The sequence below is a fragment of the Vibrio sp. YT-17 genome, assembly GCF_033337375.1.
Lineage (GTDB): Bacteria > Pseudomonadota > Gammaproteobacteria > Enterobacterales > Vibrionaceae > Vibrio > Vibrio alginolyticus.
In genome coordinates this window covers 21,283-34,267 of record NZ_JAWOQP010000020.1, presented here as the reverse complement: position 1 = coordinate 34,267, position 12,985 = coordinate 21,283, and the positions used below count along the sequence as shown (strand labels likewise).

At 46.8% G+C, this 12,985-nt stretch carries 11 protein-coding genes and 1 pseudogene; all 12 read right to left on the bottom strand.

Features of this window, described 5'->3' with window-relative positions:
* Nucleotides 1-135 (bottom strand): annotated as a pseudogene (locus R7F67_RS17850) (chemotaxis protein CheW); the annotation flags it as partial.
* On the bottom strand, nt 125-904 hold the full coding sequence (locus R7F67_RS17845) for a ParA family protein (protein WP_005380505.1): 780 nt from the start codon (nt 902-904) through the stop codon (nt 125-127). The pseudogene R7F67_RS17850 and the gene R7F67_RS17845, both read right to left, overlap by 11 nt.
* Nucleotides 905-912: 8 nt before the next feature.
* Nucleotides 913-2,025: a chemotaxis response regulator protein-glutamate methylesterase gene (locus tag R7F67_RS17840; RefSeq protein WP_025767174.1), complete on the bottom strand. Its 1,113-nt coding sequence runs from the start codon at nt 2,023-2,025 to the stop codon at nt 913-915.
* 29 nt (nt 2,026-2,054) lie between these two features.
* Nucleotides 2,055-4,295, bottom strand: a complete 2,241-nt coding sequence (locus tag R7F67_RS17835) for a chemotaxis protein CheA (RefSeq protein ID WP_025767173.1) — start codon at nt 4,293-4,295, stop codon at nt 2,055-2,057.
* Nucleotides 4,296-4,304: 9 nt separating this feature from the next.
* On the bottom strand, nt 4,305-5,045 hold the full coding sequence (locus R7F67_RS17830) for a protein phosphatase CheZ (protein WP_005380502.1): 741 nt from the start codon (nt 5,043-5,045) through the stop codon (nt 4,305-4,307).
* Nucleotides 5,046-5,163: 118 nt separating this feature from the next.
* Complete coding sequence (gene cheY / locus R7F67_RS17825) at nt 5,164-5,532, bottom strand: chemotaxis response regulator CheY (protein WP_017635949.1); 369 nt, start codon at nt 5,530-5,532, stop codon at nt 5,164-5,166.
* Between the two features lie 45 nt (nt 5,533-5,577).
* Entirely contained in the window at nt 5,578-6,312 is a 735-nt protein-coding gene (locus tag R7F67_RS17820; protein WP_005380499.1) for an RNA polymerase sigma factor FliA, read from the bottom strand.
* Nucleotides 6,305-7,192 (bottom strand): MinD/ParA family protein, encoded by an 888-nt coding sequence (locus R7F67_RS17815; RefSeq protein ID WP_005380498.1) that lies wholly within the window; start codon nt 7,190-7,192, stop codon nt 6,305-6,307. Before R7F67_RS17815 ends, R7F67_RS17820 begins: the two co-directional genes overlap by 8 nt.
* Nucleotides 7,193-7,206: 14 nt before the next feature.
* Nucleotides 7,207-8,724: a flagellar biosynthesis protein FlhF gene (gene flhF / locus R7F67_RS17810; RefSeq protein WP_033907111.1), complete on the bottom strand. Its 1,518-nt coding sequence runs from the start codon at nt 8,722-8,724 to the stop codon at nt 7,207-7,209.
* Between the two features lie 28 nt (nt 8,725-8,752).
* Nucleotides 8,753-10,852: a flagellar biosynthesis protein FlhA gene (flhA, locus tag R7F67_RS17805; protein ID WP_025998722.1), complete on the bottom strand. Its 2,100-nt coding sequence runs from the start codon at nt 10,850-10,852 to the stop codon at nt 8,753-8,755.
* Between the two features lie 210 nt (nt 10,853-11,062).
* On the bottom strand, nt 11,063-12,193 hold the full coding sequence (gene flhB, locus R7F67_RS17800; protein ID WP_005380490.1) for a flagellar biosynthesis protein FlhB: 1,131 nt from the start codon (nt 12,191-12,193) through the stop codon (nt 11,063-11,065).
* Nucleotides 12,194-12,196: 3 nt separating this feature from the next.
* The gene (gene fliR / locus R7F67_RS17795) at nt 12,197-12,979 is read right to left on the bottom strand and encodes a flagellar biosynthetic protein FliR (RefSeq protein WP_005384463.1); all 783 of its coding nucleotides are present in this window, start codon (nt 12,977-12,979) and stop codon (nt 12,197-12,199) included.
* Nucleotides 12,980-12,985: the final 6 nt, after the last annotated feature.

Sequence of the window (12,985 nt, the reverse complement as noted above, 5' to 3'; positions counted from 1 at the left end):
CTCTGCAGATGATACCTCTTGAGCCAACAGGTCAAGGTCTTGCTCAAGAGTCGTTATTTCAGTTTCATCATCCAGTAATGCATTAAAGTAGTCATCAAGTGCTTGTTCACTGGACAGCACATCATTACTGCTCATCGAACGCCAACCTCTCCAGGTAAATCAGTAGCTGTTTATAGGCAAACACACCACGGCTACCAGATGCAAAATGCGAAGCTGGCAAGTGCTTTAAACTGGCATCGCGGAACTTGGTATCAATAGGCACCGCTGAGGTCCACACTTGATTTGGGTAATCTTTTTTCAGTTGCATCAATGTCTGCAATGACGCTTTCGTGCGCTTATCGTACATGGTTGGGACGATAGTCACTTTGAAACCGCCCGGGCGAGATTTTTGCATAATGGTTAGCGTACGCATCATGCGCTCCAGACCTTTCATCGCCAAAAACTCTGTTTGAACAGGAATCAAAATTCGGTCACTGGCTGCCAACGCGTTCACCATCATCACGCCAAGGATTGGCGGACAATCAATCAACACATAGTCATAGTCTTGTGAGACAGTTTGCAGCGCCCGTTTTAAGATTAATCCCATACCACTGCGATTACCCATTACGCGATCAAGCGTGGCAAGGGACATATGCGCGGGAATGATATCCATTCCTTCCAGCTCTGTTTCTAAAATCAACGGCTTAACCGTCTCACGAGAAAACGTCTTCAACTGGAATAAATCAAATAGGCTCGAAGTTACTGCATCAGGATCATAACCGAGATAAGTAGTCAGTGAGGCGTGAGGATCAGTATCAACCATCAATACTCGATGGCCTTTCTGGCTCAATAAGCCCGCCAATGTCACTGTTGAGGTGGTTTTACCCACGCCTCCTTTCTGGTTAGCTACACTCCAAACAATCATGATGAATCCTAAGCTAGGCCAACTTCCACCAACATGCGTTCAGCAATGCGGTCAAGCGGTAAATCTTCTGAAGAAATGCCTGCTTTAGCAACCGCTTGGGGCATGCCATAAACAACACAACTTTCTTCATCTTGTGCCCAAATTGTTGAGCCTGCAGACTTCAACATGCGAGCGCCCTCACGACCGTCTGCACCCATGCCTGTCAACACTAAAGAGAGCACTTTGTCGCCATATACTTTTGCGGCAGAACCAAAAGTCACATCCACACATGGTTTGTAGTTCATGCGGTCGCCGCCATCAATAATGCGAAGACGAGCAGCGCCCGCTCGTCCATCCACCATCATTTGTTTCCCACCTGGTGCAAGGTATGCCACACCGGGCTGTAACACATCGCCATCTTGTGCTTCTTTCACTTGAATCTTACACAAGGTGTTCAAACGACTGGCAAACGCAGCAGTAAACGTTGCTGGCATGTGTTGAATCAATACAATCGGATGCGGATAGTTCATCGGCAAACGCGTCAGAATTTTTTGTAGAGCAACGGGGCCACCTGTTGATGTGCCAATTGCCGTCAGTTGATACTTCTTACCAGAAGCACGGTACTTTGTCGCAGCAGGTCGAGTTGGTGTTGGAGTCACAGGTGAAGCCGTTCTTGAACCTAATGATCGAGTAGTCGTGCTGGTACTCGCTGTTGGGCGAGCGATAGGTCGACGCATGAAAGCGCGCTTCGAGGCAATCTGAATCACACGCTGTTGAAGTAATGACACCGCTTCTTCACGGTTACGCGCAATGTCCTCAAACTTTTTCGGTAAGAAGTCCAATGCGCCCGCATCTAGCGCATCAAGCGTAGCTTTCGCCCCGTCGTGGGTCAGGGACGAAAACATTAGAATTGGCGTTGGAGCAGCGGCCATTATTTCACGTACAGCTGTAATGCCATCCATCACTGGCATTTCAATATCCATCGTGATGACGTCAGGTTTGAGAGATTTGGCTTTCTCAACCGCCTCTCTACCATTTACCGCAACGTCAATCACTTCTAGGCGCGATTCTGAGTTGATGATTTCGCTCACGCGACGTCGGAAAAAACTCGAATCATCAACGACTAGTACTTTAATCGCCATCTTATTCCTTTTAATAACGTCAGCTTTGCTTAAAGGCGTGAAGCCGCAGCGTATCGCTTAAGTAAATCAGGCACATCTAGAATTAATGCAATGTGGCCATCGCTAGTAATTGTCGCACCAGCCATACCTGGAGTGCCCTGTAATAGATTATCGAGTGGCTTAATAACCACTTCTTCTTGACCAATAAGCGTATCCACAACAAAACCAACGCGTTGGTTACCAATCTGTACAATCACCACGTGACCGTGACCAGTACGCTCTTGGACGTTTTGCGATTTGGATGCTAACCAGTTTTGTAAGTAAAATAGCGGGATAGATTTCTCACGTACAATGATCGTCAGCTGACCATCTACCACGTTTGTACGGCTAAGATCTAAGTGGAAAATTTCACTCACCGAAGCCAGTGGTAGAGCAAACGGATGACCGCCAACACCAACCATCAGAGTCGGTAAAATCGCTAACGTTAGTGGTACTTTGATCGTAATCTTAGTGCCCTTGCCTAGCTCAGAATCGATATCGATTGAACCGTTTAAGGTATTGATCGCCGTCTTAACCACGTCCATACCCACACCACGACCAGAGATGTCAGAAATTTTATCTTTACTTGAGAAACCAGGTGCGAAGATAAGGTTGAAGCACTCTTTATCTGTTAAACGTGCCGCCGCATCTTCATCCATCATGCCACGCTTCACCGCGATGCCACGCAGTTTGTTCGGGTCCATACCGCCACCATCATCTACGATGGATAGTTCAATATGGTCCCCTTCTTGCGATGCTGACAAAATCACTTTACCTGTGCGTGATTTGCCGGCCTTCGCGCGTGCGTCTGGCATTTCAATACCGTGATCAACCGAGTTACGTACCAAGTGAATCAACGGATCGGCCAATGCTTCTACAAGGTTCTTATCGAGATCGGTTTCTTCACCGCGCATTTCTAGCACGATGTCTTTATTTAGGTTACGAGCCAAGTCACGGACAACGCGCGGGAAACGGCCAAACACTTTCTTAATTGGCTGCATACGCGTTTTCATTACCGCGCCTTGTAGATCCGCAGTTACCACATCAAGGTTAGCGACCGCTTTGGACATCTCTTCGTTGTCGCTATTCAAACCAAGGCTTAATAGGCGGTTTCGAACCAATACGAGCTCACCCACCATGTTCATGATGGTATCAAGCGTCGAGGTATCAACACGAACGGTTGCTTCAGCCTGAGGTTTTTTAACCGCTGGTGCTTTAGCTTCTTCTTTTACGGCGACTGGTTTAGATTCTGGCTTTGGTGCTGGCGCTGTTTGAACGGGTGCTGGCTTAGCAACAGGCTCAGGTTTCGCAGGGCTTTGCTCTACGTTTGCTGAAGCAGGCTTCGTTGCCATATCCAATTCTTCTAGCGTTGGACCTTTACCTGAACCATGTAGCTCATCGAGTAACTTTTCGAACTCTTCGTCCGTCATTAAGTCACTGTCTTGATTTGATGAAGATGACACTGGAACGGAAGGCTCTGCCGCTTTAGGTGGCTCTACTGGTACGGATGCAGATGCAGCAGCCTCTGCCGTAGAAGGGCTTTTTCCTACACCGTGCAGTTCATCGAGTAAACGTTCAAACTCATCATCAGTGATATCACCACTTTCAACTGATGGCGCACTCGATTGAGGCGGTTCAGATGGCGTTGTAGATGTCGCAGACATTGAAGCGCCTGGCGCTGAACCTTTACCATGAAGCTCATCAAGTAGCTTTTCGAATTCGTCTTGGGTAATTTCATCAACAGAGCCGACACTTGATGGTGCTGACGGCGCAGCAGGTTCTTCGATGATAGGCTCGGGAATAATAGGCTCTGGAGTAGCCACTGGTTCTTCAACTACGGTTGCCGCTACTTCATCTTCTGACTCAGGTTTGCATAGACGATGAAGTTCTTCAAGAAGCTCAGGGTCCGCAGCTTCTAACGGCTCACGATCTTGAACAGCCTGGAACTGGGTATTAACCGTATCCAAGGCTTTTAGCATCGTATCCATTAAGTTTTGCGTTACCGTGCGTTGACCGTTTCGTAAAACGTCGAACACGTTCTCCGCACCATGACAAGTATCGACTAGCTCTGCCAATGAAAGGAAGCCGGCACCGCCTTTTACGGTATGAAACCCGCGGAAAATAGCATTAAGTAAGTCTTTGTCTTCTGGGTTATTTTCCAATTCAACCAACTGCTCAGAAAGCAGCTCGAGAATTTCCCCAGCCTCAATGAGAAAGTCCTGAAGAATATCTTCGTCTAAATCGTAGCTCATACGTTACCTTTAAAATCCAAGACTGGACAACAAGTCATCAACTTCGTCCTGCGATGAAACCGCATCTTCTCTCAGTTCTGGATGAAGAATCGGGCCTTCGGCTTCGCTTGTTTGTGTATTCTTTTTATCTGCCGGTTCTGACAAAACTTGAATATGTTCTTCAAGTTTATTTCCAGAGAATACGGTTAGGATTTCCACTAAGCGGCCTTCAACTTCATTAACCAACGTAATTACGCGGCGAATGATTTGGCCAGTTAGGTCTTGGAAGTCTTGCGCCATGAGAATTTCGGTCAATTGGCCGCGCAATTCAGTGCTGTCACCTTCGACTTGCACTAATAGCCCGTCGATTCGGTGACACAGTGCTTTAAATTCGCTTAATTCTATGCGCCCGTGCATGAGTTCATTCCATTGAGGACGAACTTTTAGAAGGCAATCATGCAGGTTATCAGCGATAGGAAGGCAGCAGTCGACCGCATCCATTGTTTTGTTGGCTGCAAGCTCTGTCTTCTCGATCACATAATTGAGACGATCCCTAGCGTTAGGGATTTCGTCTTTCGCAATTTCGGTCATGCGCTGATCGAGACTGAACTGCTTGAGTGATTCGTGAAGGTCTCGAGTTAACGCTCCAATTTCTTGCAGCATTGGGTTATCGGCACCTTCGTAGATCGAGGCAACAAGCATATTGGCTTGGTCTTGTTCCCCGTTTTCTAGCATTTGAACGAGTGACTTCGCCTGCTCTAGTGAGATCATTCTGAATAGACCCTTTTACGTTTAGTTCTTCTTATCACTTTGAAAACGCTAAACGAGTCATTTAATAGGTATTTAATAATTGGTATGAATGACTCGAATAACAAAGAGAAAGAGAGAGTTATAAACGCTCGAAAATTTTATCTAATTTTTCTTTTAATGTTGCAGCAGTAAATGGCTTAACAATGTAGCCGTTTACACCTGCTTGAGCAGCTTCAATGATCTGCTCACGCTTCGCTTCAGCCGTGATCATTAGAACTGGCAGATGCTTAAGTTCTGCATCCGCGCGGATGTGTTTAAGCAAATCGATGCCTTGCATACCTGGCATGTTCCAGTCAGTTACAACAAAATCGAAGTCACCTTTTTTCAGCATTGGTAATGCGGTTAAACCATCGTCCGCTTCTTGAGTGTTATTGAAACCCAAGTCACGAAGCAGGTTTTTAACAATACGGCGCATTGTTGAGAAATCATCAACAATAAGGATCTTCATGTTTTTATTCAAAATTGCCTCCACTGAATCGTAAAATCAGTGTTTTTAGTCATTTTGTGTCCACGCACTGAGCTTGGTACGTAAACGTTGCATCGCTTGACTCAGTATTTGACTTACGCGAGATTCGCTTACGCCTAACACATCGCCAATTTCTTTCAAATTGAGTTCTTCATCATAATAAAGCGAAAGAACCAAAGCTTCACGCTCTGGAAGCTGTTTTATTGATTCAACCAGTGCTTTTCGAAATGATTCATCAACTACCCCTTTGAATGGGTTGCTGTCATCGGTTTCATCCGCCGGTGAAATCACATCATCAGAAACGCCTAAATCTTCAATACCGACTAATTTTGAGCAGTTGATATCGGTAAGAGCACTATGATATTGATCCAGTGTCATACCGAGATGCGTGGCTACTTCAGAATCAGTAGGATCTCGATTTAATTCGCCTTCCAGCTCCGCAATCGCTTGGTTAATCTCTCGATTATTTTTATGAACAGAACGCGGTACCCAATCGCCTTTACGCATGTCATCTAACATTGCGCCACGAATACGGATACCTGCATAAGTTTCAAAGCTCGCACCTTTAGAACCATCATAATTCTGCTGAGCTTCGATAAGACCGATCATGCCGGCCTGAATTAAATCCTCTACCTGAACACTCGGCGGTAAACGGCCTAGTAGGTGGTGAGCAATGCGCTTAACCAACACTGAATAACGTTCAATGAACGCCTGCTGGCTATTAAATTTGCCATGTTGGTCATAGGTTATCGCTTTATTCACCAAAAGGGTCCTCTGCGAATTCGGTACGATTTAGCAACCTTTCCACAAAAAATTCCAAGTGTCCACTTGGTGTTTTCGGTAGTGGCCACGTCAACGCTTTGTTTGCTAGTGAGCTGATAGCTAAAGCGGCAGGCGAGCGTGGGAACGCATCAACGACAATTTTTTGTCTTTTTACAGCCTGTCGTACTTTATCATCTAATGGAATACATGCTACGAGTTCAAGGCTAACATTCAAGAATCGCTCTGTGACTAGTGTCAACTTTGCAAACAATTCTCGCCCTTCACGGTAGCTTCTGACCATATTTGCTACAACTTTAAAGCGTTGAACTTGGTGTTCTTTACTCAACAGCTTGATTAATGCATAGGCATCTGTGATTGACGTCGGTTCATCACACACAACTACAACCACATCTTGAGCTGCTCGCGAAAAACTGATTACCATGTCAGAGATACCAGCAGCGGTATCAATCAGCAGGACATCCATTTCGTCTTCAAGACTACCAAATGCTCGGATGAGTCCGGCATGCTGAGCGTGAGAAAGCTCTGTCATGCTCTGTGTGCCAGAAGTTGCAGGAATTATCTTTATACCATAAGGCCCTTCGACAATCGCATCTTTTAGCTCACATTCACCCGCTAAGACATGTCCTAGATTACGTTTTGCACGGATTCCGAGCATCACGTCCACATTGGCCAGACCTAAATCAGCGTCGAGAACCATCACCTTCTTGCCTTGGCGAGCCATACAAATCGCCAGACCCAGTGTTACGTTTGATTTCCCCACACCACCTTTGCCGCCAGTAACAGCAATCACTTTGGTCAACGATGGTTGTGTTAAGCGACGGAGGCCGCTTGCTTGATCGTGTATCATATTCTCAGTCATAGTAGTCCGCCGCCTTAGAGTCCTTCACTGTCACTGTTCCAAAAGTGAGGTTCGTTCTCTGTCGACTTCTCTAACAGTTCATTTGCTTTCGCAAGCATATATTTTGGTTGCGCTATCACAATGTCTTCTGGTACGCGCTGACCATTAGCGATGTAAGCTACTGGCATTGCGTTTTGAATCACTACACTGATGAATTCGCCTAGGCTTAATGACTCATCAAGCTTCGTCATAATACAACCCGAAAGTGGTATACGTCGGAAGTGATCCAGCGTTTCTTGTAGAACACGACGTTGTGCGGTAGCCGGCAAAACAAGGTAGCTGTGAATCACTTCTCCGCTCTCTTGCATTAGAGTGTCGAGCTGCTCGGAAAGCCTCACATCTCGTTGCCCCATCCCTGCCGTATCGACCAAAATCAGTCTTCTGTTTCTTAGCTGATATATAACATCGGCTAACTCGTTAGAATCTTTAGCAACTCTTACGGGACAACCCATGATTCTTCCGTAAATTGAGAGTTGCTCATGTGCACCTATGCGATATGTATCTGTTGTCACAAGGGCCACATTGTCGGCACCGTATTCCATGGCTGCGCGTGCTGCGAGTTTCGCTACGGTTGTTGTTTTCCCAACCCCCGTCGGACCCAACAATGCGACTACGCCACCACGTTTTAAAATGTCCTGTTTAGGAATATTGATTTGATCCGCCACCAGCGACAATAACGCTTTCCACGCTCGCGCTGGCTTTGTATCTTCCGGGATATAACAGGCCATCTGGTCTGCTAATTCCGGAGAAACGCCCATTCGCTCTAAGCGCTTAATCAGCATAGCTCTTAGCGGCTCACGGCGTTCTACTTCTTGCCACATCAGGCCAGAAACTTGGTGCTCCAACAGACGACGAATTGACGTCATCTCTTCGCGCATGCTTTCTAGCTCATCGGCCGATTCGTCACGCTCATCACTTGGGCGACGTCGGTCATAGCGCGTCGGGTCCAGCTTGGGCGTCGGACGCTCAAATCGATTGTCCTGTGCGATTAGCTTCGCCAAAGGTGAATCTGGTTGATATGGCGCTGGCTTTTCTTGGTTGTAGCCGTCGCGATGCTTATTTTGGCGTTGCAGCAAAGCAGAGAGCGAATCTTCATTTTCCGCTACGTGGTCGTCAGCATCTGCTGCACCACCGCTATATTGCTTAAGCATATTAGCGAATCGCTGTGTCATTGAGCCTGTTTTTTCATTGTTACTGTTATTACTGTTCAGGCTAATTTTATCTTCATCTAAATGACGATCTTGGTAACGATCAGCAGAAGACGATGACATTTGACGATGTTCGTTATAGCGATTCGATTGAGAAGCACCGCGATTTTGCTGTGACGCTGCGCTTGCTTGAGACGGATTAGATTCACTATCTATCGCCGCAACAATCGCTACTCCACCAGCCACTTTCTTGTTTGACATGATCACCGCTTCCGCGCCTAACTCTTCTTTCACTTGGAGCAGCGCCGTTCTCATGTCTTTGGCAAAAAATCGCTTTATTTTCAAACTATGAATCCATTAATGATGCGTGAGATCAGTTACCCACGGCTTGCACAATTCTGATCTGTTTTTCATCCGGGATTTCTTGGTAAGACAGTACCCGGAGATTAGGTATTGTGTTCTTCACAAATTTCGCCAACGTCGAGCGTAATACACCAGAAGTAAGCAGAACGGCAGGTTCGCCTTTCAGTTCTTGTTCCTGTGTCGCTTGGCTTAGTGAAGACTGCAATCGCTCAGCGAGTCCCGGTTCAATCCCCGCGGATTCGCCTCCTGATGCTTGCATAGTTTGATGCAATATTTGTTCCAGTTCAGGTATCAAAGTAATCACTGGTAACTCAGGCTCTATACCATTGATTTCTTGAACAATTAGACGTTTAAGACTAATTCGAACTGCTGCCGTCAATATGTCAGCTTCTTGACTCTTACTTGAGTACTCAGCCAAAGTTTGAACAATCGTGCGAATATCGCGGATTGGAATGGCCTCGTTTAACAAGTTTTGTAGGACTTTCACCACCACACCTAATGGTAATTGGTCAGGAACAAAGTTCTCGACTAACTTAGGCGCGCTGCGTCCCAACATTTCTAATAAATTCTCTACTTCTTCATGACCAATTAGCTGTGATGCGTTGTTGGTCAATAGCTGGCTTAGGTGCGTCGCTAATACCGTTGATGAATCAACAACCGTATAACCCAGAGCCTGCGCGTGCTCACGCTGATCTTCTCGGATCCATACGGCTTCCAGTCCAAAAGCAGGGTCAATGGTTGGCTCCCCATCAATCATGCCATACACCTGACCTGGGTTAATCGCTAGCTCTTGATCCGGACGAATCTCTGCTTCGCCCACCGCAACCCCCATCAATGTAATTCGGTAACTGTTTGGGGTCAGCTCAAGATTGTCACGAATATGAACCGCTGGAATTAGGAACCCAAAATCTTGCGATAACTTTTTACGCACGCCTTTTACGCGCTCTAACAGTTCCCCACCTTGGTCTCTGTCCACCAAAGGGATTAAGCGATAACCTACTTCCAAGCCAATAATATCGACTGGCTGGACGTCATCCCAAGACAGTTCGCGCTGTGAGGAAGGTTCTGTACCTTCATCTGCTGTTGCTGGTAAAGCGGGCTCTTTCGCTTTCTGCTTCTGCCGTTTGTCGATGAAATATGCCGCTGCACCGGCCGCGACTGCCAGGCTCAAAAACGCAAAGTGCGGCATGCCCGGTACGATGCCCATCACACCAAGAATAGCTGCAGTAATCATCAGCGCTTTTGGGTTGTCGAACATCTGGAAGACCAGTTGTTCCCCCATGTCTTCATCGGTGTTTTGGCGCGTCACCATCATTGCCGCTGCAATCGACAGCAATAGCGATGGGATTTGTGCGACCAAACCATCACCGATTGTCAGTAAGGTATAGATTTCAATCGCTTCACCGAAACCCAATCCATACTGCGCCATACCGATCGACAGACCGCCGACGATGTTGATAAACAGAATCAAAATACCGGCAATCGCGTCACCTTTTACGAACTTCGAGGCACCATCCATCGAGCCATAGAAATCCGCTTCTTTGGTCACTTCAAAACGACGAACTCTTGCCTGCTCTTGGTCTATCAATCCGGCATTCAAGTCGGCATCAATCGCCATTTGCTTACCCGGCAACGCATCAAGCGTAAAGCGAGCACTTACCTCAGAGATACGACCCGCACCTTTGGTCACCACCATAAAGTTGATGATCATTAAGATGAGGAAAACCACTAGGCCGACCGCGTAGTTACCACCAATAACGACGTTACCGAACGCCTCAATTACGTTACCTGCCGCATTACCGCCTTCATGACCATGCAGTAAGACGACACGAGTCGAGGCAACGTTCAAAGCCAAGCGGAGCAACGTGGCGATCAGCAATACCGTTGGAAAAGCAGCGAAGTCCAAAGGGCGACGTGTGTAAACGGTCACTAACAACACCACCATCGACAGCGCGATGTTAAAGGTGAAGAACATATCCAGCAAAAATGCTGGAATCGGCAGTACCACCATCGCTAGGGTGGCCAAAACCATCACCGGAGCACCAATAGCTGGCATTTCGCGCTGAGGGATTCGTGGCAATTTATCTGCAAACGGCAGGCTTAACTTCATACTGCGAGAGATCTCAATCGATTGAAGCGTCACGTAAGCTCTTACTATTAATACGCGACCGCTTTAGCCTAAAAGTTTAGGTAGGGTTGATAATTAAAGCGTTTTAAGCAATCTATGTACCAGAATTAGCGCCAAAATAATGACTAAACACTCAAATAGAGCTTAGCTTTTGATCAAACAAGCTTTTTTAAGGCTTTACCGCTTTTCGTATCAATGGCGGTGTTCGGGTGGGATTGGCAAATCATAATCTTGAATTTTGGGACGCTGTCCACCTCGTTTTCGGTATTGCTTTAATTGGAATACAAATGCCAAAACCTGAGCGACGGCAGTAAATAACCCATCGGGGATCTCTTGCTCGAGCTCTGTCGTGTGGTACAACGCACGAGCCAAAGGTGGTGCGGGCACAATCGTAATGTCATGTTCGCGGGCGACTTCTCGAATCTTCATCGCCATGTGGTCAGTACCTTTAGCGATCACGACTGGCGCACGGTCTGTCTTCTGCTTATAACGAAGCGCTACCGAGAAGTGCTCTGGGTTAGTAACAATAACATCAGCTTGAGGAACATCCGCCATCATTCGACGTTGAGCCGCTTCCCTTTGCAACATACGAATACGGCCTTTCACTTCCGGCTTACCTTCAGTCTCTTTGTATTCGTCTTTGACTTCTTGCTTCGTCATTTTTAACTGATCAGCGTGCTGCCAGATTTGAAATGGAATATCGATGGCAACCACAATCAATAGCGAGCAACTGATCAGCAAAATAAAGTTCAGCAAAATATCTAAAGCATGGAAGATGTTTTGCGGATACACATCCATGCTCAATTGAATCAGATCGGCCTGCGATGCTTGGATCAAATAGATGGCGACACCAGTGACCAGAACCACTTTAAGGATTGATTTGATCAACTCTACCCAGCTTTGCATTCCAACCATTCGCTTTAAGCCGCTAAGCGGATTCATTTTCGACAGCTTGGGCATGGCCGCTTGGGCAGAAAAACTGATTCCTCCCACACCTGCTGCTCCAATCATGGCGGCGGTAAACAATGTCGCTAACACCAAAAATAGTGGGAACAACAAATCACTCATCGCGCCCAAAGCGATATCAAACAGTTTTGCAGTATCGAAAATCTCTTCTCGTTGAAGATCAAATAAACGGCTCATGATGGAAAACAATGAACGTGCTAACGCCTCGCCAAACCACATCAATGAAATGGCGCCAACGATCAGCACAGATGCTGATGCAAGCTCTTTAGATCGAGCGACCTGCCCCTTTTCTCTGGCTTGTTGTAACCGTCGGGGCGTGGCTTCTTCGGTGCGTTCCTGACCGTCTGATTCTGCCAAATCTTAGCACTCCAAGCGAATGAGCCGACAAATCTGCGCCTCACCCACTGTCCAGAACATTTCATAATGACTGTATAGACCAGCCAGTATGTACCAACAAAGTAATAGACCCACCATCAAAGCAAAAGCAAAACCAAGCGAGAAGATATTCAGCTGTGGTGCGGCACGGGTCATTACACCAAACGACAAGTTAATGGTCAGTAGTGCAATAATGCCGGATAGAGACATACTCAATGCCGTTTGGAACATAATACCAAGCCAGCCTGCCATTTCACGGAAATCAACCGCGTTGAGCGAGCCGGAGCCAATCGGCAAAGTTTTAAAACTGAACACCACCAATTGCAGCATTTTTAAGTGTCCATCGGTGGCAAGGAAAAACATTGTCGTTAAGAACATGAATAACTGACCAAGCAATGGCGTGTTCTGACCATTTGCGGGATCGACCATAGAAGCAAAGCCCAAACTTGATTGCATACCCAATATTTGACCCAGCAGGACAAAGGTTTGAATCATAAATTGAGTAACCATACCCATCGCTATGCCGATGATCATTTGCTCGGCAATGGTCATGAAGCCACGAAACGAGAGTAGCTCAATGTCTTGAGGTACGGCGGGGATAGCTGGCATGACAGCGAAAGTGATGGCTAAACCGAGGTAAAGGCGGATTCTTGGCGAAACAAATCGGGCCCCGGTTACTGTCATCACCATCAACATGGATGAGATACGAACATAGGGCCAGAAGTAGTTTGCGATCCAATCTAAGACAACGCTAGTGGGGTACTCCATAGGCGC